We start from the raw sequence: 23,709 nt of genomic DNA on the forward strand, positions 1-23,709 counted from the left end.
TTTCTTTGAAATCTAATCTTTGCCAATCCCGACAGCTTCAGAGATCGATCGTAATCCCCTTGCCTCCAATTTGGCTAATAATCCAGTTAAAATGCGATCGACCATCCACGGGCCATTATAAGTCCACCCGGTATAAACTTGAATCAAGCTCGCTCCGGCAGTAATTTTCTCCCAGGCGTCATCGGCGGTAAAAATCCCCCCTACCCCAATAATCGGCAGACTTCCACCCGTTTGCTGATGGATAAACCGGATGACTTCGGTAGACTTTTGACGGACTGGCGCGCCACTAATTCCGCCTGCTTCTTCAGTTACTGTTTTACCTGTGCGCGCGATAATTTTAGTAGTTAATTGCGATCGATCCAATGTCGTATTCGTCGCAATAATGCCTGCTAATTTAGATGCTTGCGATAATTCTACTACCGCTGAGATATCTTCCCAGGCTAGATCGGGAGCAATCTTGACTAAAATTGGTTTGCGACCTTGATTTTCTTGTTGTAAAGTATCGAAAATAATCCGCAAAGGTTCGATCTCTTGTAACGTTCGCAAACCAGGTGTATTTGGCGAACTGACATTAATCACAAAATAGTCGCCGAGATCTTTTAACCGTTGAAAACTACCCAAATAATCCGTCGCGGCATCTTCTAGCTCGGTAATCTTTGACTTACCTAAATTAATCCCGATCGGAATGGTAAAATCGCCCCGCTCTCGCTGTTGCAGTGCCGCAGCCATTGCCGCACTACCCAAATTATTAAATCCCATCCGATTTAATGCTGCACGATCTTGAGGCAATCTAAATAACCGGGGTCGCTCGTTACCCGGTTGCGGATGATAGGTTACCGTACCGAGTTCGGCAAATCCAAAGCCTAAATATTGCCAGATCCCCGCCGCAATTCCATCTTTGTCAAATCCAGCAGCTAACCCCACCGGATTGGCAAATTTCAACCCAAATAAAGACTGTTCTAACTGTCGATCTGCCCGACAAAAATACTGCTGGAAGCTCGCTTTAGCAATTTTGGTCAGGGGGGATGTCGGTGTAGAATCGATCGCGTGTAGTAGGTCTAATGACTGCTTATGGACAGCTTCTGGATCGGCTTTGAGAGCCGAAAATAACAGCGGACGAACTGCAAGTTGATAAATATCCAAAGTGATTACAATCGGCTGCGAACTTTTAACTATCGATGATGTGAGTATATTTTAGCCGATCGAGTCTCGCGCGATCGCGCCCCGATCGTCTGTAACACAACATTCAGGGTGCTCCATCGATTCCCAATTCCTAACTCCACACACCAACGCAAACCGAAATCTGCAATAGAGACGATTTGAAGTGCGGAAACTATATAATCAATTAGCAGTCTAAGTTCTTATAGTTCGGCATTTAGCCTGTCAGTATTAAATCAAGTGACTCATCTTTGAGGAGTAATTAATGCACCCCACGATCCCACCAACTGCAACACCACAGATTGTCAGCACTGTCGCGCAACAACATCGTACTGCGCCGATCGCCAAATCTACAACTGGTGCAGCCCAAAAGCTGGGCACATTGTCTACAGTTGCCATGCCAAACTGGCAAGACCGATCGCCCTTAACTAGCCCCAATATCCATGCTAAACCAAAAGCGATCGCTCAATCCGAACTCCCTGGCGGCTCCACGCCGCCGCCGCCACCCTCACCCGGTTCGGCACCGAGTACTATAGATACAGGCGATGGCTATCCTACCAGAATCCCTGCTAACTATTTTGGCCCAGCCATTGGCTTTGGTAGTGGATCTGCAGCTTTTGGTATAATTAGTAGATTCCCATTCGGCACCAATTACTCGATTCGTCCCTCCGCAGTTTTTGGCAATGGTGGCACGATCGTCCGAGTTCCCATTACCTATGATTTTGCACTAGGTGACAGAGAACCATTCGAGCGCAACCCGTTGGTCACTTTTCATGCTGGTGGTGGCGTGCAATATAGTTCGGGAATTAATGGTGCCAGCTCTTCCCAATTCGGACTGCTAGGCACGATCGGGGTTGATGTCAATCTGTTTGAAGGTGTGGCATTATTGGGTAGTTTTAATACTGACTTTGGGTCGATTAGCGGTACGAATATCGGTCTGGGATTTGAATTTTAGAGCAATAGAATAATATCTGGGAATAATTCGATCGTCGATCGAATTATTCCCCATCGCCTTAATTTTTAGGACTCGATCGCTAAATTACACCTCAACTTAGCCGATCGGATCGTGTAGGGTGGACATCGGCCACCAGCTAGGTTTCAGGCATCATCTATTTTCTAGATATTTACACCTGCCTACTTATTACTGTAAACCACCACAGGCACCCGCTTATATGCTGGAGTACCCGATCGAGTTTCGGTTTGGGCGGTGAAAATGACATTAACTTCGGGATAAAACATCAACGCCGCACCCTCGCGTACCGAGCCGTAAATTACTTCGACTTCCTCTAACTTGCCAGCATCGCCTTGGACTGTAACTCGATCGTGTGCCGCTAGCCCGATTTTCTCAGCATCGATCCGGTTGACAAGAATACAGTTGCGATGGGGCATTCCCCGATATTTATCGCCGAGTTTGTAGACGACGGTGTTGTGTTGGGAATAGCTGCGTCCGGTCATCAGAGCTAGCACTAGGGCACGTTCTGGTCGATCGATTCCAAAGTCTTCCGGTGTTGGTAGCGTCAGAGTTGGTAGCGGCGTCGGAAACATTTTTGCTTTACCAGAGGGCGTTTTAAAGTGGGGGGTGGTCACGATCCGCCCAGAGATAGTAAACTCTTCATTTGTCTGGTCGATCGTGCCGATTTTTTCGTAGCCAGGAATCGTTGTCGCGATGAGTTGTCGCACATAGCGCGGATCGGACAACTTATGCCACTGAATCGGATCTTCACCCAAAACCCGGTGCGCCAAAGTGGTTAAAAATTCAACTTCGGTTACCAAATCTGCACCCTTTAAATGAGTTTCTCCAGTATCGTTGAATCGGACAAAATTGTTACCCGATTCGACTGTGGTTTTATATGGATGCTCGAAGCGATTAAAGACGGGAATAATAATAGTATTAGTTTTCGCCAGTCCGTTAAAGTGGCCGATATTGGGTTTGGTGGCGAGATAAATAATTGTATCGATCTTGCTCAATGCGCGTTGTGCCTGCACTGAATTGGGATTGGCTCCGTAGAGATTGCCACCGACACAGATGAGTGTATCGACTTTTTCAGCGTCTGCTGCTTCAATTAAATCGCGGGTGTGATAGCCCTTGGGCAGTGTCAGAGGTCGCCCTAGCAGTCGCTCCATGGCTTGCTTAATCTCTTCTTTAAGCTTTACCGTCACGCCCATCGAGCCAAAGCCCTGCACGTTAGAATGCCCCCGCACGGGCATGACACCAGCACCTACTTTGCCAGCATTCCCCGTTATCAAGGCGGTATTGGCAATGCTGTAAACATTATCGACGCCATTAGTCTGTTGGGTAATCCCCATTGCCCAACCAAATACTACCCGTGGCGATCGACCGATTATCGTTGCCGCAGTTTCTATTTCCGCCTGAGAGACGCCGCAGGTGGCGGTAATAGTTTCCCACGTCATATTCTGCGCTTGCTCTAGAATCGCCTCCCAGCCTTCAGTATGTGCTTCTAGAAAGGCTCGATCGACAAGTCCTTGGGCGACTAAAGATTTTTGAATGCCTACGAATAACGCTACATCGCTACCTGGAATCGGCTGGAGATACAGCGAAGCAATATCCGACCCTGGAATTAGAGATTTGACGGGAAATGCAGGAGAGCCAAATTTCACCAGCCCAATTTCCATCATCGGATTGATGATGATAATTTTCGCGCCCTTTTCACGCAATTTAATCAATTCATTCATCAATCGTGGGTGATTGGACGGCGAATTCGCTCCCGCCAATACCACGCAATCAGCTTCCTTCAAGTTTTCCAAACTGACGATCGATGTCTTGGTACCAAACATCGCATCGAGTGCGGTAGTCGAAGGTGCATGGCATAAATCCGAGCAATCCGCCAGATTATTAGAACCCAGCGTCCGCATCATCAATTGCAAGATAAATGCCGCTTCATTGCAACCGCGCCCCGAACTATAAGAAGCCACGCGCTCCGGCTCTCTTTTGAAAGCCTCAGTCGCGATCGAGTAAATTTCATCCCAATCAATCCGCTCGTAGTGAGAACTTCCCGCTCGCAAAATCACCGGAAAACTCAACCGTCCCAACCTGTCGGCTTCATAAGAGGATAATTGTCTCAATCTGGCGATCGGATTGGTATCGAAAAAATGCGTCGAAACCCCTGGCTGAATCTCAGCGGTAATTGCCTCCACACTCTTCATACAGCGTTGGAGCTTTTCACCTTCTTCATTAGTGAATCCCCCTTTTTGCCCGCCCGTTCCCCACGAGCAAGATAGACACGCACTCTTATGGAGCAATGTTTTCCAGAGTTTAGGGCCTTGTGGCGAGATTGTTTTCTCCGCCCAATACTCAATTACAGGCAATCCCCCACCAATTGCTGGTGTATCCTCATTGGTTTCGTTGAAGGGCGGTTTTTGCTGCGGGTTAGTTTCCATTCGATCGCAAGATGGGGAGCTTATTTCGATAAGCTACCATAATTCTCTAGATGCCTCGGTATATAAATGGACAGATTTCAGCAATTCACTCCTCAGAGAACATCTCAATCAAAGTACCCAAAACAGCCTTCTGTTCATCTGGATCGATCGTACCTAACTTTTTAATCAGCCTCGTTTTATCGACCGTGCGAATTTGGTCTAAAACTATCCGCCCATCTTTGCCATCAAAGTAAACGGGAATTCTACTGGGGTATAGCTTTCCTTTGGTCGTCATCGGTGCAACAATTGCTGTTGCCAAGTGCAAATTCATCTCATCAGGTGAAATCACCACACATGGACGAGTTTTTTGAATTTCGCTCCCAACAGTCGGATCTAGCACCACCAAAAACACATCAAATCTCGCTACTACCACTCCCATTCTTCCTCATCCCAGACAGTAGCAGTATGACTATCGAGTAAAACATCTTCATCCTCATTACCAGCTACTCGTGAAAAGGCTGACGCCCATCCAGCTCGAACTTTGGGTGCTGCCGTAATCACGATCTGATTATCTCGAACTTCAATCTCGACATTTTCTTGGATACCACTTTGCTCTAACAAGACTTTCGGAATTCTAATTCCTTGAGAGTTCCCGACTTTAATGATTCGCCCTTTGACAGATGCCGCCATAGATTTAGGGATAATAGTAATTACATTATATCCACATATCGATCGACTGCCAAGATCCGAGTGTTCTAATAGAACAGTGTTACATCAGCATCAAGAGATTCGATCCCGAATAGCTGTATTCCAAACTCGATCGAGTAAAACATCTTCATCTCGATCGGAATCAATTACGTTACCATTTTCAAATAGAATATACATTCCTGCATACTGTGCAATTAACTCAGGCAACATCGCCTCAAAAAGATCGCTTTGCTTGGTGATGTAACTATAAGCTTCTTGACTCCAAAATAATTCTTTAACTACATTTGTGGCATTTTTGGCTTGAAGTTGTTGGTATTTAGCTCGATCTCTTAAGGTATTAATTTCAATATATTGTTACTCTATATAAGATTTTATCATCTTTTCTTTCACTAATTGCTTTGCTATTTCTTGAAAATTCAGTACATCTCTGTGATAAATCTTACCCGTTGCTTGACCAAATTTTATATTTATAACTTCTCTATTATTTACCTGACAAAAGACTGTTAAAGAGCTAATGTCTGATTCAATTCTATACTTTTCTCCTTTCACAGGGGAGGGGTTTTGAGACTTCGCCCAAATATACTGAAGCTTGCGAGCTACATTTTCAATCATTTTGCTATATACATGAAGAAGCAGCCTACTAGCAAATAGTGGCTGCTCTTTTTCAATCCTTTCTATAAGATCGAGAAATGTTTGAGGTGGCTTGCGCAAATCCGCAGCTTGCAATTGAATTAATTTGTATAGTGTTTCTTCTCCATGAAGATCGCACAACATATTAAGAAATTCATCAGGTGTTATCGCTTCTATATTCCAAGGTTGTAACGATTCTGATTTAAAATGCTTAATATTAGCTGTCACAATAACATCAGCTTTTACAGTTACCGCTGCTGCTAGTACATGACGATCGCCTGGATGATTAGTCATCACTAGTTCTAATCCTGCTGGTACTTCTACTAAACCTTCTGGAAAGGTATTAATAATCAACTGCTGGAATCGACTAGCCTTATCTGGTGTCATTCTCCCTTTTTTTATCAGATTGCGGGTAGCACCATCTAATATATCTTGGGAATAGTAAAGTTGATATAACCCAGACTCCCCTGCACGCAATAGAGTATCACAAAGGGGCATCGGGAAAATAACACAAGAGTCCAACAAAGCTAATAATTGAGCCACAATTTAATTAATCACAACTGTCATCTGATTCATTGTAATCGTAAAAACCTTCCTCTTGCAAAAATTCAGTGATCTCTGTCAATTTGCTATGACGAATTGAGGCTCGTTGTTCTTTGTAAGCTATCAAGTCACATAACAACACTCGACGATGAGCACCAACCTTAGAGTAAGGAATTTCTTGATTATCAAGTAATTTAATCATGTATGGACGAGATACATTGATTAAATCCGCAGCTTCTTGGGTTGTTAATTGTTTATTTATTGGAATAATAGAAATTTCTTGCCCAGCAGACATATCTCGGACTACATCTAGCAAGATTTCATAAACTGATTGTGGCAGTACGATTTCTTCACCAGTAGCACTTAACAGCTTTGGCGGTGATGTGTTTTGAGTTAATATCCGTTCGAGTTTCTTAATTTCTTTCGTTTGATTAGAAGTTGGTTGTGAATTTATATTTTTTAGCATTTTTTAATCCTTTAGTGGAGCTTAATCTTTTTGATTAATTGACCAAATATCTAGCGAAATCTTGGTCACTAAACTCTCGATACTCAGTTGTTAATTGCTAGTTTTTAGCAATCTTAGGATTATCTGAAGTGCCAAAATGTAAGTTTTGACACTGTATGTAAGGGGATAATGCTGCTCATCTTATTTAATCTCATGTCTCTACTATACCCATACAAGACCGTAATCGCAATATCCGCAATAAACGTAATAACCGAAATATATCTACGGGTTTTAGGATCTGTAGACTTAACTCCGCTCTCCCTTTGCGACTTTTGGCTGATTGGTACACTCACATCTTGCACTAATACAAAAAGACTAATATGGGCATAGAGCGGATGTTACCCCGCAAGGGGCACCCCTAAAGATTGATTAATTGTGCAAGGGTTTCCCTCCCTTACTTGCGTTGAGCGACTTGTAGGTCAGCCACTTGCACGTCAGCGAAGTCTTAGCGTCTCCGTTAGAAGAAGTGAGTCGAGGTAAGCCCAAACGCGGGTACGCTGGGTCAAAGCCAATCAATAGTGTGCTTGAACTATTTTTTGACGCATCGATCTAGAGGTTCCCTCTAGATCGATGCGTCGCTGGCGCAAGATGAGAGTAGATCCTATTCTCGAAATTTCACAACATTGACTCCCTCAAACCGATCGCGATTTTACTATGCTCCTCAATCTGTGACATTACCTGACGCGCGCGACTGATTACCGTTGGGGGTAAACCTGCCAATCGTCCGGCTTCAATTCCGTAGGATTTACTCGCTCCGCCTGGTTGGACTTGGTGGAGGAAGATAATTTGGTCGGGTAATTCTTTGACGGTGACTTGATAATTGGCTACGTTTGGTAGGATCGAGGCGAGTTCGTTGAGTTCGTGATAATGGGTGGCGAAAATCGTGCGCGATCGAATTTCGGTAGCTAAATATTCGGCGACTGCCCAGGCGATCGAAAGTCCGTCAAATGTCGCCGTACCGCGTCCGATTTCGTCTAATAATACGAGGGAATTGGGGGTGGCGTGGTTGAGAATATTGGCGGTTTCATTCATCTCGACCATGAAGGTGGATTGTCCGGTGGCGAGGTCGTCTACTGCGCCGACGCGGGTGAAGATGCGATCGCAGATTCCCAACGTAGCAGCAGTGGCGGGGATAAAACTACCGATTTGCGCCATGATTTGGATCAAGCCTAATTGACGCAAATAACAACTTTTACCGCTGGCATTCGGCCCCGTCAGGATAATTAGATCGGGATGTTCGACAGTGGCGGTGATGTGTTCGGCTTGGCCTAATTGGGTGGAATTAGGGACGAAAAATCCGGCTAATAGGGCTTTTTCAACTACCGGATGGCGACCGTCGGTAATGTGGATTTCGCGACTCGGTACCATTTGGGGGCGGCAATAGCCTTGAGTGGCGGCAATTTCGGATAAACCGCACAGAACATCGATCGCGGAGATACTGCGGGCGATCGTGCGGATTTGCTCGGTATGGGCGGCAACTGTAGCGCGGAGTTCGAGGAAGATTTCGTGTTCGATCCGGTTGAGATCGTCTTGGGCGGTGAGGATGCGGACTTCCCGTTCTTTGAGTTCGGGGGTGATGTAGCGTTCTTCGTTGGTGAGGGTTTGTTTGCGGATGTAGTCGCCTGGTACTTGGTCGGCTTTGAGGCGAGAAATGCTGATATAATAACCGAAAGTTTTGTTAAAACCAACTTTTAAATTGGCTATTCCCGTGCGATCGCGTTCGATGACTTCAAGATTGGCAATCCATTGATGATCTTCGGCGGCTGAGGCGCGGAGTTCGTCGAGTTGGGGATCGATCCCCGATCGAATCAAGCCGCCTTCTTTGAGGTGTTGGGGCGGATGTTCGACTAGATGTGCGACGATTTTTTGTCCCAAGGCTTCGAGTTCGGCAGGGACGTGGTGGAGGATTTTCAGGAAGGGAGATTTGCCTTGGCTGGCGATATTTGCGAGTTCCGGGAGTTTGAGGAAGGAGTCGGCAAGGGCGACTAAATCGCGGGCGTTGGCACGTCCCGAAGCGGCTTTACCAGTCAGGCGTTCGATATCGTAGATCTGTTTGAGCAGTTGTTGGAGATCTTGCCGCAAGAAGGTGTGTTCGACAAGTTCTTGGATCGTATCTTGGCGTTTGGTAATCGAGTGAAGATCGAGCAGGGGTTGGAGTACCCACCGTCGCAAAGCGCGTCCGCCCATGGCAGTACAGGTTTTATCTAACGCCCACAATAGGGAGCCTTGGAAATGATTGTCGCGGACGGTTTGAGTAATTTCGAGGTTGCGGCGGGATTGGTGATCTAAGACTAGATAATCGCCTAAAGAATAGGTACGTAGCGGTTGGAGGGTAACGGGGTTGCCTTTTTGGGTGGCTTCGAGATATTCTAATAGGCCGCCAGCCGCCCGCACAGCCAGCGGAAATGGCGTACACCCCAAAGATTCTAGCGATCGCATTTTGAAGGTGTCCATCAGCCGTTGCTTGGCTTCTGGGAGGGTAAATGGTGCCAGCGGACGCATGGCATAGCAGAAGCAATTGGGCAGATTAGTGGGGAGTAAGTCGGAGGTTTCGCCGGGACGCAAGAGACGGTTGAGATCGGGTGCGGCGATCGGAATCAGGATTTCGGGCGGTTGGAGCCGCATCAGCTCTTGGGTGAGGACTTCTAAATCGGTGCTTTGGGTGGTGAGAAATTCGCCTGTAGAGATGTCTGTGTAAGCTAGTCCCCAATTTTCGCCTACTAAGACGATCGCGGCGAGGAAGTTATTCCGGCGCGATTGGAGCATTTCTTCTTCCTGAATCGTGCCGGGAGTCAAAACGCGGACGACTTCACGGCGAACTAAATTACTCCCCAAGGCAGCGGATTCGGCAGCAGTTTCCATCTGATCGCACAGGGCGATCGCATACCCTTTTTCGACGAGCATGGCACAATAGCGATCGACCGCATGGTGCGGTACGCCTGTCATGGGTACTCTCCCCACTTCTTTACCGCCTTCTTTACTAGTGAGCACTAGTTCGAGTTCGCGCGCAATAGTGATGGCATCCTGAAAAAATGTCTCAAAGAAGTCCCCACAACGGTATAACAGCAGTGCGTGGGGGTATTGCTCCTTCACCTCGACGTAGTGTTGGTACATCGGCGACAGTTTGGTGCGATCGAGCAGGCGATAATCGGCGTTGCGAATTTGACTCTGGCTGGTGCGAATGCCAGTCAAGTCGGGAGTATTTTCGGACATGGACATGATGAAATGTGAGGTGCGGCTAATCCTATTGTACTATTGACGGTTCGACGCGCGATCTCGATCGTCCTCAGATTGTCATAATGGCTGAGAATGTTGATTCGCTCCGTCCGGACAACGCTCTCAACCGGAGCAAATCGATCGTTGTACGGATTCAGAAGAACCGATCGAGCGAGCTATTTATTAGATAAATTTTCCGAGACTAAAGTCCTCTCGATCCGTCGATCGGGAATCAGCCACATCGCTGCTACTAGAGCATAGATGCCACAGGCTAGCCATGAATTGACAAACGAAAGTAAGATTCCCACTACGTAAAATGCCAAAGAAACTTTACCTTTAAAATCTCGACCGATCGCGATCGCTAGCTCGGACTCTCGACCGTGATGTGCGATTAATGTAATCGTTAAAATTAGATAAGCGATCGCGCAAAATAACAGTACCGCACCGTAGAGCGCGGCAGGAATGGGGGCGAACTGATTTTCACCCATCCACGCAGTGACAAATGGAATCAGCGACAACCAGAATAATAAATGGACATTCGCCCACAAAATTCGACCATTTACATGCCTCACAGCTTGTAATAAATGATGGTGATTGTTCCAATAAATCGCGATATAAATAAAACTTAAAATATAGCTAAGAAATACTGGAATTAATGGGGTCAATGCGGCAAAAGTTTCGCCGTGAGGTACTTTTAGTTCCAATACCATAATCGTGATGATAATGGCAATGACACCATCGCTGAATGCTTCCAATCTCCCTTTAACCACAATCTTTCTCCTGAAATTCTCTATTTTAGAAGTTTGCTAGCACTATTAGCGATCGCTAGGCTCGGTGGTATGGCTTTGCCACGAAGGTAATCGGGTGTTAGAGCAGTTTCCACTCTCTTAAAATCCAGTTTAAACTTGTTTTATATTGTGACACGAGAATAGCTGAGATAATTGTAGCTGTTAATCAATGCTGACAATTGCATTGACACTCTCATGGAACCGACTAAATCGTGTCTGAATTATTATTAGCTAGTTGCATTTTTATCGCTGCTATATTGTACAGCTCGGTCGGACATGGTGGCGCGTCGGGTTACCTGGCAGCAATGGCACTATTTGGTGTCGCGCCAGCGGTAATGAAACCGACAGCCCTAGTCTTGAATATCATTGTGGCCGCGATCGCGACGTTAAAATTTTATCGCGCGGGTTATTTTAAGCGATCGTTATTTATCCCCTTTGCGATCGGTTCGATTCCCTGTGCCTTTATTGGTGGCTCGATTGTCGTGCCTACTCAACTTTATAAGCCGATTGTCGGGATGGTATTGCTCTATGCGGCTGCGAGATTAGGCTTTATTAAAACTACTGCCGAACCGCCGCTACCCCGTCCAATTTCCGTGTATCTAGCGATCGGATTGGGGATGGCAATCGGTTTATTATCGGGCTTAACTGGCGTTGGTGGCGGCATTTTTCTGAGTCCGTTGCTGCTGTTAATGGGATGGGCGACGATTTCTGAGTCTGCTGGCGTATCGGCAGCATTTATCTTAGTTAATTCGATATCGGGATTGCTCGGTTATCTGACTAAGTTACCCACCTTACCATCGAGCCTCTGGCTGTGGTCGATCGTTGCTGCTGTCGGCGGCTGGATTGGAGCGGAATATGGTAGTAAAAGAATTGGCTCGCAACGGCTCCGGTATTTACTAGCGGCAGTTTTGGCGATCGCTGGGATAAAATTAATTTTGACCTGAAATTAGAGCATAGAAGATAAGCATAGTGAAAATACAGCATTTTCCTGACAGATTAGTTTGATAAGAAGGGAACGGGAATCGGGGGAATGACTGTATCGCATGAGAGTGGAAAGCGTTTTATCAAATACAAAAGAGATGCACAACGAGCGATTGAGTGGAATGTCTATCTGGATTCGGCAGTGGCTGACGATTGGTGCGATCGTCGGCATCAATATTTGGCTCGCGCCATCGGCGAGCGCGCTATCGGCAAGCGAAGTGGGTAAAATTGCCAAATCGGTGACAGTCTCGATCGATAGCGAGAATTCTGTCGGCTCTGGAGTAGTAATTAGCAAAGAAGGCAATATTTATACAGTACTAACGGCTGCACATGTGGTTCGCGATCGTCAAGCTCAATTTAAACTTACCACTCCAGATGGTAAAAATTATCCGTTAACTCCGACGAATATTAAAGCGACTACCGATGTGGATTTAGCGATCGTTAAGTTTCAAAGTTCGACTAATTATCCAATCGCTAAATTGGGCAATGTCGAGACAGTAAGTGAAGGCACGATCGTTTACGTTGCGGGTTTCCCACTAGCCACAGCCGCCATTAGCGCATCGATTTATAATTTTACTGAGGGGAAAGTTACGGCAAATGCCAACCGCCCATTAGCAGGTGGTTATTCGTTAGTTTATAGTAATAATACCCTACCCGGAATGAGTGGCGGGCCAGTATTTAATGAAGCTGGGGAAACGATCGCCATCCATGGCAAAGGCGATGTCCAAGAATCTAATCAAGCCTCCGAAATTAATGAGAATATTCGGATTAAAACTGGGTTTAATCTGGGCATTCCAACTAACACTTTTATGCGCTTGGCTGGTAAACTAGGTGTAAATTTTGGCGGCAAGCCCCCGATCGTCGTCGCTGCAAATACGCCCAAAACTCCGCAAGCTGTAGACTTTTTCTTGATCGGTGTCGATCGATTCAATCGTGGCAATCTCGGCGGCTCGATCGAGGCAATGAATGAAGCAATTAAGCTCAATCCTCGCTATACCAAGGCTTATATTGCTAGAGCTACCGCCAATTTTATGTCTAAACGGATCGGTGCGGCAATTTCCGATGTCGATTTGGCAATTCAGAGCGAGCCAACTTCGGGGCTGGCTTATGCTGGCAAATGTTTCTTCCTCAGTGAGTTTGGCAAACATGGCGAAGCTTTGGGTGCTTGCAATCGAGCGGTATCGCTGGCTCCGAAAAGTGCGATGGTTTACAATGTCAAAGGATTAGTAGGATTGCGACTGCGTAATTATAGTGTCGCCGCTGCCGATCTCGAACGATCGATCGAACTCGATCCAAAACTTTATTACGCTTACAATAATCTCGCGATCGTTCGTAACGCGCAACGCAATACCTTAGCCGCTATCAATCTGGCGCGTCGCGCCGTGCAAATTGCCCCCAAATCGCCCGCAACCCGCGCCCTATTGGGACAATTATTAGTAGCCAACAAGGACTATCGACAAGGCTTGATGGAACTCAATATGGCTTTGGGCTGGAATCCCCGGATGACAGAAGCTTACAAAGCTAGAGCCGTCGCCAATCGTGCCATCGGCAATACCGCAGCCGCCCAACTCGATGACAGGTTAGCTCGACAATACGCACTCACCAGCACTGAGGGGTTTATTGATGATATTAGTTTCTTGAATCAGTAATTTAGTGGATAGTGGATGACGATCGCCACAGAGAATCTCACCTTCAATGACAACTATGCCAGAATCCACTTCGATGCCCGACCTAGCGGTTATATCCTCATTTCAATCGCCGAACAATTTTGGAACCAGATTGCCAATAGCTACGGTCTGAATAATCTGCATCATTCACAATTCTGGTATCTACCCCAACCATCGACTATGAATTATCAGAGATTTTATCTCATCGCGATCGCTAGTATCGCGACTCACTTCTATGCCACATTCGGTTTTGCTAAAATCGCACTGGCAGATTCCCAGCCAGACTTACCAATTCAAACAACTAAAAATACAGCCCCCAAAAATTTTGTCGCGCAAGGTACGGAAATATTTCTCAATGGTAAAACGCTAAATATCCCGTGGGGGCAATGGCAAGTCGGTAATAGTGTGCGGCTGGGAATTAGCGATACCGCCCTCGATCGACAGTTAGGTGTAGAACTATTTAATAATAGCAATTATTTAACTCAACCAGTCGATTGGTATGCAACCGATCGAGCTAGGAAAATTAGTTTGACAGCCAAACTCAGTCGGCAATATCGGTATCTAGATATCACTGATATTGCTAAAAGTAGCGGTTGGAAATGGCAGATCTCCGGGAACAAGCTGCAACTCAATACTCCCGCGACTAAGGTAGTAGACGTTCGCCATGACAAGATCCCTAAAAATGGCAAAATTACCGTCATATTAGATCGAGCTACCCCCTGGAAACTCAGCCAAACACCCACCGAAGGCTACTTGACGATCGAAGCCATTGCCGACCCCAAATTACTCGCCCAGTTTAATGCACCAGCACCAACTGTCGATGCCAATCTCGATCCCGACGACGACCCCACCGCCCAGAAATTAGAATATAAAGTTACCAGTAGTAAAAATCAAACGATCGTCCAATTTCCGATCGTCAAAGGACAACGCGCGCGGGCAAAATTATTATCGCCCACTACTCTAGAAGTCACCATCAATTCTAATTTAGCCGCCATCCCCGATCGCGAAATCAAGTGGGCACCCGGACTCAAATGGCGACAGAAATGGGTAAAATTGGGCGTCAATAATTTTCCGGTCACCTATCTAGAAATCGATCCGCGCCAACAGGGTATCAAAATTAGACCGATGTTAGCTCTAGAGCCAAATTTAGTGGGTACCAATCATCTAATTAAATTCGCCCCTACCACCCAAGTCGTCGCCGCCATCAACGGGGGCTATTTCAATCGGAATAATCGAATGCTGCTCGGTGCCCTCAAACGGGATGGTAAATGGTTATCCAGTCCGATTTTAAATCGCGGCGCGATCGGCTGGAATGACAAAGGAAAAATCCAGATCGCCCGTGTAAAAATGCAGGAGACGTTAACTACATCTACAGGCGATCGATTGCAGATTCTGACGCTAAATAGTGCCTACGTACAGGCTGGATTAGGTCGTTATACAGCAGCCTGGGGGAGTACCTACGCGCCGATGCAAGCCAATGAACTGATTTTTACAGTCCAACAAGATCGTGTCACCCAAATTACCCCTAGCAACGCCATCGGTAGCGTCATCTTTGAAATCCCTACTAATGGTTATTTGCTGGCCTTGCGGGGGCAGCCAGAGCTAGCTGGGAAGCTATCCATTGGCACCAGCCTCAGCCTGCAACGTCAAATTACGCCACCAGAATTCGATACTTACTCCCAGATTATCGCTGCTGGTCCCTGGCTGGTACGATCGAGTCAAATCGTTCTCGACGCTCAGGGCGAAAATTTCGGCGCGAACTTTAGTAAAGAATCAGCAGTCCGCAGCGCGATCGCCAATACCGCCAACGGGAATATTATCCTTGTCGCCGTCCACAATCGCGCTGGCGGCAAAGGCCCCACTTTGGCCGAGATGGCTCAACTGATGCAGCAAATGGGTGTTGTAGACGCACTCAACCTCGATGGCGGTAGTTCTACGAGTATCTACCTCGGCGGACAATTAATCGATCGAGCATCCGCCACCGCCGCCCGCGTCCACAATGCGATCGGGATTTCGCTAGAACCCTAATCTCGCCGTGAGATATCTTTGACTCGACTTTAGCCATAAGAGGTTTTCTAGCGAGAAAATCTCTTATAACTATTTTGACCATGTCAGTAAATAGTATTATGACGATTGAGAAGGGTCATCCCCACACTCACAGATAGTGCCTGAAACCCAGATGGTGGTTAATATCTACCCTGTGCAGTATTTTATATCTAATTAAGCTTGCCCACTTAATTATCAATTAATCAAACTATCGCAACAACCGCAATCCACTAAGCGTAACTAATACCGTCGAGCCTTCATGCCCCAAAACACCCAAAGGCATATTAAGATTGCCCATAAAATTACCGACTAATAACAACACAATAAACGAGAGCGCGAACGTAATATTTTGCTCGATCGCCCGCTGCGTGCGCCTACCCAACTTAATTGCTTGCTCCAATTTATCCAGCGAATCAGTCATTAACACCACATCCGCAGTCTCTAGAGCCACATCACTTCCTGCTACACCCATCGCAATTCCAACCGTCGCCGCCGCCAGAGCTGGAGCATCATTAATACCATCGCCCACCATCGCCACAGCTTGATATTTTGACTGTAATTGTTGAATCAGATTTACCTTATCTTCCGGCAATAAATCGGCATGTACCTGCGTAATGCCCACCTGTTGCGCGATCGCGTTTGCACTCTCCACGCGATCGCCAGTAAGCATAATTTGGGCGATACCCATCTGCTGCAACCGTCGGACTAATTCTACTGCTTCTGGGCGTAACGTATCCGCCAGGGCGATCGCGCCGCATAACCGATCGCCGCTTGCCACCCAAACGATCGTTTTACCCGTAGCAGCTATATCGTCTACCAAGGCATGGTGAATCGCAATTTTGGATTGAATCTCGGCGGACATCAATCGTGCCTTACCTACCGAAATTGGCTGCTGCCAGAGCATCCCGGTAATTCCCAGACCCGGACTTGCCATCATCTCAGTTGCCGTGTCGAACGGGAGATTTCGAGCCTGTGTTGCCATGACGATCGCGCGTCCGATCGGATGTTCGGAGCCATTTTCCACCGCCGCCGCCAGTTGCAAAATTTCTTCAGGAGTAGCACGCTCGATGGGAATAATTTCGACTACCGCCAAGTTACCCGTCGTCAGCGTCCCCGTTTTATCAAAAGCAACCGCCTTAATTTGGCCGAGTGCTTCTAGCGTATTCCCACCTTTAAATAAAATTCCCTGTCTGGCACCATTGGCAATTCCCGACAATAGTGTCGGCATAATCGCCGCCATCAGCGCGCACGGAGAAGCTACCACCAAAAAAATCAAGGCACGATAGATCGTTGTCTCCCAATCCCAGTGCCAGATAAATGGCGGCAGCGTTGCCAGTAATACTCCTGCCACAACAATTATTTTGGCGTACCCCCGTTCAAATTTTTCGATAAATGCTTGCGAAGCGGGAGTTGCTGTTTGAGCTTGTCGGACTAACGCAATAATCCGCTGGATTAGGCTACTTGCAGGCGGTTGATGCACTTTGAGCGTCAAGACACCATTACCATTGAGCGTACCGCCAAAAACTTCATCGCCGATCGATTTTTCCACTGGCAGCGATTCGCCCGTAATTGCCGACTGATTTACCGTACTATTACCAGCAATGACGATCGCATCTGTCGGCATCAATTCCCCCGGCTTAACCAGTAAAATATCTCCAACTTGCAGGCGATCGATCGGTGTTTCCCGCTCCACCCCAGACACGATCGATCGAGCCAGATCCGGCGTCAGACTCATCAGACTGCGAATACTCCGTTCCGTGCGCGCCATGGCATAACCTTCTAGCGCGCCACTAATCGCAAAAATCAGAATTAACACTGCCCCATCGATAATTAGCTCGTATTCCTGCTTCCACCATCCCAACCCCGCCGCACCCAGAGCCGCCACAATCATCAACAGATCGACATCCAACTCTCGATCCTCCCACAAAGTTGTCAAACCATCGATCGCACTCCCATAACCGCCGATGATATATGCCAACACCAACAGACACAATCCCACCACCTGCAAACTCGCGCCCGCGACGGTAAAGTGCAACATCAGCCAGCCGCCGAGTAATAGGACTGCACAGCCAGCGGCAGCAACAGTTTCACCATGATTTTTGACTAGATCTGAGAAAGAAAATCGCGATGCTTGGGTCATACCAGGTGGCTGCTCTAATATATTTATCGTGTCGAATATTAGGTTATCAGCAACCACAGGTATTTTCCAGACGCAGAGGATAAACTTAGCGGTTAGAAACCGCCGATCGGGTTGCAAAGTCCGCTGTCTTGGCGCGCACCAAGACGGCGGACTGATTAACTAGTCCGCGTAGTCGGACTTTGCAACCCCAGCCACGACTTCTAGTCGTTGGCTCCACCAGTAACTAGCAACTTGGGTTAAACATCTTGTCTGTCAGACACCGATCGATCTTGGCGGCAATGCCGTTGGTGTCTGGATCTCTTAACGCTCCATAATGAGAGCCATCGATATCGTAAATTTGCAACCTACCCCCTACTAGCTCTCCCCAGCCCAGATCGGGGTACAGAGAGTTTTCCAGAAGCTGCACTTGGCAGCGAAACAAAGCGATATCGCCGGGATAAGGTCGAGCGCGATAATTTAGTTCTGCTTGTAAATTCCGATCGATAATATTGAGTAATTCGGGGGCGATCGGTGCATAATTGGACATTTCTTTAATTAATAATTCTCGATATTCAACTTTATTATTAAATTGATATTTAATTCGATCGAGAATATACTTCCATCGCTCTGTCGGCCTGAGTTTCCAAATATTACGCAGATGAATTAAAATTGCTTGATGCCATGCCGGACGCAGCAGTTGTAAATTTGGGGAACTACAATCGATTAACCCTAAAAATTGGACTCGATCGCCGCGTGCCAAAAGTTGTTGGGCGATTTCAAAGGCGAGCTTCCCTCCCAGAGAGTAGCCCAGAAGATAATAAGGCGCGCCTGCGGGCTGAACTGCTGACATTTCTTGGATATAGACCCGCGCCATGTCTTCAAGACACTCAAGGGGCGGTTGGCGACCGTCTAAGCCTTGAGATTGCAGACCGTAGATGGTATGGCGATCGCTCAAACAATTGGCGAGGGGATAGTATTCTAAAACGTTGCCGCCGATGGGATGAATACAAAATAAGGGCGGTCGGTTCTCTTTCCGAGACGCTTGGCGATCGGTCGCCCCCGATCGAATTAGTACTAACGACGAGTAGATAGTCGCTGGTAAATCTTGGCGCAACAGTACGGCCAGTTTCTCGATCGTTCCTGCTGAAAATAGAGTTGACAAAGATAGTTTAATGCCCCACTTTTTCTCAATTTCATTAAATAGATAAACCGCCAATAAAGAATGTCCGCCCAACTCAAAAAAGTTATCGCGAACGCTCGTCGCTTGCAGTCCTACTTGTTGCCAAATTGTCAGAAGTGCGCGCTCGATCTCATCTTGGGGGAGGGCAAGATTATCTGCGCCATCCGCTCTAGTCGATTCCGGTACGGGCAGCGCACGCAGATCGACTTTGCCATTGGGTGAGAGTGGCAGTTCGGGTAAGAGTACAAACTGCGTTGGGACTAGATAATCGGGCACCTGTCGGGCGATAAAATCTCGCACTCGTTCGCGTAGCGGATGAAATCGCGCTGAGGTCTCCGTCTGGCGACACGTCTCGCTTCGCTCGCCTACAGCGTGCGTTTCACCAGCGACGCATCGACTCGGAGGTTCCCTCCGAGTTGTGTGCGTCAAGACAAGCAGCGTCCGCTTTGCGGAATCGATGGCTGGCGGTTGGCCATGCATCGGGACGCAATAGGCAACTAATTGTTTGTTACCAGGCAGATCTTCTCTCACCGTCACTACTGTCTGGGCAATGTCGGGATGGCGATCGAGGATGGCTTCAATTTCACCTAATTCGATCCGAAAGCCCCGAATTTTGACTTGTCGATCGATCCGCCCCAAGAAATCAATATTCCCATCTGGGCGATAGCGGACGAGATCGCCAGTGGCATACAGCCGTTCGGTTCTTGACTCAAAGGAGTGCGTGCTAAATTTGGTGGTGTTGAGTTCGGGGCGATTGTGATAGCCGCGAGCCACCCCCACGCCAGCGATATATAATTCCCCCAGCACGCCAATCGGTACTGGCTGGCAATCGGGGTCGAGGATATATGCCCGCACGTTGGGTAGCGGTTTTCCGATCGGGATTTCGGCACCAGAGGCTAAGTCGCTCAAATCGCTCCACAACGCGCTGACTGTGGTTTCTGTGGGGCCATACGTGTTGATGAGTCTGACTTTATTACCTACTAGCTGTTGCCACGAATTAAACCTGGCAGCCGCAACGCGCTCGCCACCAATTAATACTAGCCTCAGCTCAGCAGGCAATGCTAACGGATTCCGTTCCAAGCCTAAGGTGAGTTCGTGCCAATAGGCTGTTGGCAAGCTAGCAATAGTAATTTGCCACTCCTGACAATGACGAAAAAAGGTGTCGATATTGAGGGTGTCTGCCGTCCGCAGAACTAGAGTAGCTCCTGCCACCAAGCAAGTAAAGATTTCTTCGACGCTGATATCAAAATTGAGCGATGCAAATTGGAGAATTTTATCTACAGTACTAACTGCAAATTCGCCAGCAATAGCTGTCGCATAATTAACGAGCGATCGATGTTCGATTGCTACGCCTTTGGGAATGCCTGTCGATCCAGAAGTATAGATGACATAGGCTAAATGGTGCGGGTTGACTGGGGTGGTTAAATTATCTCCAGATAAAGCATCTACATCCGCTAGATCGCGATCGAGAAAGATAAGTTTAGCCTGACTTGGTGGCAATCTGTCGATCGATCGAGATGCAGTTAGCACGATCTCAATCTCGGTATCTGTTATCATCAATTCCAGTCGCTCTGAGGGATACGTGGGATCTAGAGGCACGTAAGCTCCACCAGCTTTTAAAATCCCTAAAATACCAACAACCATTTCGATCGATCTTTCGACGCTAATTCCCACCATCGCATCGGGTTTAACGCCCAAAGTTTGCAAGTACCGCGCTAGTCTGTTCGCGCGCTGGTTTAACTGAGCATAGGTGAGATATTTGTCTTCAAGTCTGACGGCAATTGCGTCGGGATTTAAGTTCGCTCGTTCTTCAAATAGGTGATGAATACATTTATTGGTGGGGTATGGGCGATCTGTCGCATTCCACTCTAACCAAATCCGCTCTAAGTCACGATCGCTAACTAATGACAGCTCAGAAATTGCTCGGTGTCGGTTGCGAACCACCCGCTCGCTGAATATATTTAACTGCGCTAGCATTGCCGTTACACTTTCAGGCTCGATCGCTGCGGTTTGATAATAACAACAAGCACGATTTCCATCATTAGTAACAACAAATGTCAGTCCGTTAATCTTACCCAAATAATCTTCAAGACGTTTGACAATTACAATTTCTACAGGCAGTCGCTCTGACACTGGAACCTTAGATAATGCTTTAAGTTCTGGATATCTTAATACTAAGTCTCGCGCATAAGTTTGACGGCGGTTAATTTCGCCAAGCTGACGCTCGATCGATTCAAAGTTCTGCATAAAACTCAGGCTAGAGTCCAGATCGAATCGAACGGGTACGACATCTGTCCACAAGTCCGGCAATCCAGCCAATTTTTCTGCAAGCCAATCGAAGCTCATGCCAATATCGAAACTATTTTGTCGCAATAATCGCGACAGAAAAGCGATAATGATTATCAGTGTAAAGTTATTAAAATGTGCTTCATCTAAGCCAGTTGATAACGACAACTCTTGACATTCGACATTGGCATTTATTAACCGATTACCAGCTTTAGCAAATGGGATCGAAATGGGATCGATCGCGGCCAACCGTGCGACCCAAAATGGCTCATGTTTGACTAGTGCCGTTTCCAATTCAGAAATTTTGCAAGCGACATCTGGCTCGATATCTACTAACCGATTTCCAACTTTAAGCTCAAACCGATCGATAAAATCAGTTATAGATAATGTCTCGCCATTAGCACTTTTGACAGCCAACAATAGCAGATCGTTACTAACTGTAGCGACCGTCAGGCGACTACAACCGATCTCGACGATCGATCCTGGTAGCGATTGAGATCGTACATCGAGAACGGCAACTTCAGTGACAATAATTATTTGGTTACCGATCGCTAATTTAGGCAATCCGATAGAGTTTTCATAATCCCCAAAAGTGAGCGACCTTACCATCGCATCGATCCGCTCGGCACTCCAAGACCAAGGTAAAATACAACCAGGTGTTGGTTTGTGCTTGCGTCCGAAATAACTGCGTAGTGCTAAATTTTGTCTGGCGATCGTGACTCGATCTGTAACTAATTCCTCTACCAATATCTCGAACAGTCTCAGGATTTCTTCATAGCACCTGACACTCAAACTCAAGGTAGTTTCATCATCATCGAGTTGAAAACTACCTTGTTTGAGCAGATCGCCACCGTCGATCTGCGTCGTGACTCGATGCCACGTAACGCCATGAATTGATTCGCGATAGAAAATTGCCCAGGCTGGAGCATTAAGTCCACCGTATTTAGGTAATAAGGCATCGTGACAATTAATCGCGCCGCGCTTAGGAAGATCGATAATTTCCTGAGTTAAAATTAGTGAATTTGATATACTAAATAGATAATCAAATGGCTCCTGACTTAAAAATTTGTAGATATTATCGGTAGGCTCGATCCAAGGAATATTATAGTTGTTTGCCCAACTGGCGATCGATTCTCCTGTAGAAATAATCCCTAAAATCTGACAATTACGTGCTAGTAAGACTTCGCCGCAAGGAATTAAAAACGAATCGCGGCCTATTAAGTAACAAGTAAACGGCGATCCGATCTGCCGATCGTCTGTCTCGAAACCGGACATTTGCACTCCTTTTCCAAACTGCTCTAAATCTGGCAAATGTTCCATTAGTTCGGTTTATCCTTTAGTCTTTTCCAGAGTCGCTGGCATAACAAATAAGCTAATCGTATATTTTTTGGATTATGTATTAATGTATTTAATTTTTTAATTTTAGACTAATCGATCGCTCATACAGTGTATCAAATATTACGAATAAATGTAAAGTTGCGATCGACGATTGCATGGTAGATAAATTACCGATTTGTAGAGCTATAGATCGACTCAATCTACTGACATCTAGCTCCAATATATATTTAATATTCTTTACCCAAGCGCAGAGGTCGATCTCGATCGCGTTCTTTTCCCCTTGGCAATCGCGCTGCATTTTTCGACTAAGGCGACGAGCTAACTAAAAATACTTTTAAAATATTCCAATTCTGTGATATTATATAGGAGATCTGGCTCCACGCGGTCGTAACGCCCAAACCTTGTCAGGACTGGAAGGTAGCAGCAACACGGGATGCTTATAACAGGCGTGGTATCCGGGTCACAAAAGTATTTTGCCTACAACGGGAATTGCCATCCGACACTACAATATCGGCAAACCGTACCATCTAACCCCTAGCTGTCGATTCTCCTTCAGAGAGGCTACGCCAACGATTCGAGCGGTTATCTTATAATTATAGATAGCTCGAAAAGTTCTCACTAATAACTCAAAATTTAACTATGGCTGGACTAGGCGATATCGTTCAAAAAGCATTTTACCTTGGAGTTGGATTAGCCACTACCGCTGGAGAACAAGCTGGCGAGAAGCTATCCTCGATCGGTGTCCAAGCCCAGAAACTCACCGATGAAATGGTTGCCAAGGGTGAAATTACCACCGAAGAAGCCCGCAAGTTGGTCGATGAGATGATTAAATCTGCCCAACAACAGAATTTAAACCAAGTTCAAGACACCACTACCGAACGCGCTAAAAAAACGAACGAGCCGCGCCGAATCGAGATTGTCGCCGATAACGAACCTCCAGCTTCTGCCACAGAATCACCTGACAACATCAGTCAGATGCGCAAGCAGGTAGAAGAATTGCAAGAAGAACTCAAACGGATGAAAAACTCCTAAATTTATATCTCTGACTATAATAGTGCCTATTGTAGATCCAGGGTACCTATAAAGGGCATCCCTACACGATTAATCTGTAGAGAGGTGCCCCTGATGAATACCCTCCTACGATCGCTGGTGAATATTCAGCAATT

Annotated in this window: 16 protein-coding genes and 1 other RNA gene; 6 read left to right on the forward strand and 11 right to left on the reverse strand. The window is 46.7% G+C overall.

The window, feature by feature from the left end; genetic code table 11:
• Positions 1–12: 12 nt before the first annotated feature.
• Positions 13–1,143, reverse strand: a complete 1,131-nt coding sequence (locus tag CHA6605_RS20810; RefSeq protein WP_015161364.1) for a quinone-dependent dihydroorotate dehydrogenase — start codon at positions 1,141–1,143, stop codon at positions 13–15.
• A gap of 280 nt (positions 1,144–1,423) precedes the next feature.
• Between CHA6605_RS20810 and CHA6605_RS20815 the strand changes: the two genes are divergently transcribed.
• Complete coding sequence (locus CHA6605_RS20815; RefSeq protein WP_015161365.1) at positions 1,424–2,113, forward strand: hypothetical protein; 690 nt, start codon at positions 1,424–1,426, stop codon at positions 2,111–2,113.
• 179 nt (positions 2,114–2,292) lie between these two features.
• On the opposite strand, the gene CHA6605_RS20820 is transcribed toward CHA6605_RS20815, so the two are convergent.
• The 8 genes from CHA6605_RS20820 to CHA6605_RS20850 form a co-directional block, all read right to left on the reverse strand.
• On the reverse strand, positions 2,293–4,557 hold the full coding sequence (locus tag CHA6605_RS20820; RefSeq protein WP_015161366.1) for an FdhF/YdeP family oxidoreductase: 2,265 nt from the start codon (positions 4,555–4,557) through the stop codon (positions 2,293–2,295).
• Positions 4,558–4,642: 85 nt separating this feature from the next.
• A complete protein-coding gene (locus tag CHA6605_RS20825) occupies positions 4,643–4,975 on the reverse strand; it encodes a type II toxin-antitoxin system PemK/MazF family toxin (protein ID WP_015161367.1) in 333 nt (110 codons plus the stop codon).
• Positions 4,963–5,226 carry an AbrB/MazE/SpoVT family DNA-binding domain-containing protein gene (locus CHA6605_RS20830; RefSeq protein ID WP_015161368.1) on the reverse strand — a complete coding sequence of 88 codons (264 nt, stop codon included), beginning with the start codon at positions 5,224–5,226 and terminating at the stop codon, positions 4,963–4,965. Before CHA6605_RS20830 ends, CHA6605_RS20825 begins: the two co-directional genes overlap by 13 nt.
• 90 nt (positions 5,227–5,316) lie before the next feature.
• A complete protein-coding gene (locus CHA6605_RS34395) occupies positions 5,317–5,454 on the reverse strand; it encodes a hypothetical protein (RefSeq protein ID WP_157260054.1) in 138 nt (45 codons plus the stop codon).
• 144 nt (positions 5,455–5,598) lie between these two features.
• Positions 5,599–6,417: a PIN domain-containing protein gene (locus tag CHA6605_RS33115; protein ID WP_015161369.1), complete on the reverse strand. Its 819-nt coding sequence runs from the start codon at positions 6,415–6,417 to the stop codon at positions 5,599–5,601.
• A gap of 7 nt (positions 6,418–6,424) precedes the next feature.
• A complete protein-coding gene (locus CHA6605_RS20840; protein ID WP_015161370.1) occupies positions 6,425–6,883 on the reverse strand; it encodes an excisionase family DNA-binding protein in 459 nt (152 codons plus the stop codon).
• Between the two features lie 654 nt (positions 6,884–7,537).
• Complete coding sequence (gene mutS, locus CHA6605_RS20845) at positions 7,538–10,141, reverse strand: DNA mismatch repair protein MutS (protein ID WP_015161371.1); 2,604 nt, start codon at positions 10,139–10,141, stop codon at positions 7,538–7,540.
• Between the two features lie 173 nt (positions 10,142–10,314).
• Complete coding sequence (locus CHA6605_RS20850) at positions 10,315–10,908, reverse strand: TMEM175 family protein (RefSeq protein WP_015161372.1); 594 nt, start codon at positions 10,906–10,908, stop codon at positions 10,315–10,317.
• Between the two features lie 230 nt (positions 10,909–11,138).
• On the opposite strand from CHA6605_RS20850, the gene CHA6605_RS20855 reads away from it, so the two are divergent.
• From CHA6605_RS20855 to CHA6605_RS20865, 3 genes are all read left to right on the forward strand, one after another.
• Positions 11,139–11,870, forward strand: a complete 732-nt coding sequence (locus CHA6605_RS20855; protein WP_015161373.1) for a sulfite exporter TauE/SafE family protein — start codon at positions 11,139–11,141, stop codon at positions 11,868–11,870.
• 159 nt (positions 11,871–12,029) lie between these two features.
• On the forward strand, positions 12,030–13,556 hold the full coding sequence (locus tag CHA6605_RS20860) for a tetratricopeptide repeat-containing S1 family peptidase (RefSeq protein WP_232432113.1): 1,527 nt from the start codon (positions 12,030–12,032) through the stop codon (positions 13,554–13,556).
• Between the two features lie 15 nt (positions 13,557–13,571).
• Positions 13,572–15,602 carry a phosphodiester glycosidase family protein gene (locus CHA6605_RS20865; RefSeq protein WP_015161375.1) on the forward strand — a complete coding sequence of 677 codons (2,031 nt, stop codon included), beginning with the start codon at positions 13,572–13,574 and terminating at the stop codon, positions 15,600–15,602.
• A 226-nt stretch (positions 15,603–15,828) separates the two neighbouring features.
• On the opposite strand, the gene CHA6605_RS20870 is transcribed toward CHA6605_RS20865, so the two are convergent.
• Together CHA6605_RS20870 and CHA6605_RS31890 are read right to left on the reverse strand one after the other, a co-directional pair.
• Entirely contained in the window at positions 15,829–17,760 is a 1,932-nt protein-coding gene (locus CHA6605_RS20870; protein ID WP_015161376.1) for a heavy metal translocating P-type ATPase, read from the reverse strand.
• A gap of 223 nt (positions 17,761–17,983) precedes the next feature.
• A complete protein-coding gene (locus CHA6605_RS31890; RefSeq protein ID WP_015161377.1) occupies positions 17,984–22,525 on the reverse strand; it encodes an amino acid adenylation domain-containing protein in 4,542 nt (1,513 codons plus the stop codon).
• A 386-nt stretch (positions 22,526–22,911) separates the two neighbouring features.
• On the opposite strand from CHA6605_RS31890, the gene ffs reads away from it, so the two are divergent.
• An RNA gene (gene ffs, locus CHA6605_RS32195) (signal recognition particle sRNA small type) lies at positions 22,912–23,008 on the forward strand.
• Between the two features lie 174 nt (positions 23,009–23,182).
• On the forward strand, positions 23,183–23,575 hold the full coding sequence (locus CHA6605_RS20885) for a phasin family protein (protein WP_015161379.1): 393 nt from the start codon (positions 23,183–23,185) through the stop codon (positions 23,573–23,575).
• Positions 23,576–23,709 lie beyond the last annotated feature (134 nt).

Origin of the sequence: Chamaesiphon minutus PCC 6605, assembly GCF_000317145.1 — a bacterium.
GTDB lineage: Bacteria > Cyanobacteriota > Cyanobacteriia > Cyanobacteriales > Chamaesiphonaceae > Chamaesiphon > Chamaesiphon minutus.

What these genes read in the sequence shown, in the direction of transcription:
- CHA6605_RS20830 (WP_015161368.1), bottom strand. Translation starts at nt 5,226, where the DNA reads ATGGCGGCATCTGTCAAAGGGCGAATCATTAAAGTCGGGAACTCTCAA.
- CHA6605_RS31890 (WP_015161377.1), bottom strand. Translation starts at nt 22,525, where the DNA reads ATGGAACATTTGCCAGATTTAGAGCAGTTTGGAAAAGGAGTGCAAATG.
- CHA6605_RS34395 (WP_157260054.1), bottom strand. Translation starts at nt 5,454, where the DNA reads ATGTTGCCTGAGTTAATTGCACAGTATGCAGGAATGTATATTCTATTT.
- CHA6605_RS20865 (WP_015161375.1), top strand. Translation starts at nt 13,572, where the DNA reads ATGACGATCGCCACAGAGAATCTCACCTTCAATGACAACTATGCCAGA.
- CHA6605_RS20840 (WP_015161370.1), bottom strand. Translation starts at nt 6,883, where the DNA reads ATGCTAAAAAATATAAATTCACAACCAACTTCTAATCAAACGAAAGAA.
- CHA6605_RS20820 (WP_015161366.1), bottom strand. Translation starts at nt 4,557, where the DNA reads ATGGAAACTAACCCGCAGCAAAAACCGCCCTTCAACGAAACCAATGAG.
- CHA6605_RS20870 (WP_015161376.1), bottom strand. Translation starts at nt 17,760, where the DNA reads ATGACCCAAGCATCGCGATTTTCTTTCTCAGATCTAGTCAAAAATCAT.
- CHA6605_RS20860 (WP_232432113.1), top strand. Translation starts at nt 12,030, where the DNA reads ATGTCTATCTGGATTCGGCAGTGGCTGACGATTGGTGCGATCGTCGGC.
- mutS (WP_015161371.1), bottom strand. Translation starts at nt 10,141, where the DNA reads ATGTCCATGTCCGAAAATACTCCCGACTTGACTGGCATTCGCACCAGC.
- CHA6605_RS20825 (WP_015161367.1), bottom strand. Translation starts at nt 4,975, where the DNA reads ATGGGAGTGGTAGTAGCGAGATTTGATGTGTTTTTGGTGGTGCTAGAT.
- CHA6605_RS20885 (WP_015161379.1), top strand. Translation starts at nt 23,183, where the DNA reads ATGGCTGGACTAGGCGATATCGTTCAAAAAGCATTTTACCTTGGAGTT.
- CHA6605_RS20815 (WP_015161365.1), top strand. Translation starts at nt 1,424, where the DNA reads ATGCACCCCACGATCCCACCAACTGCAACACCACAGATTGTCAGCACT.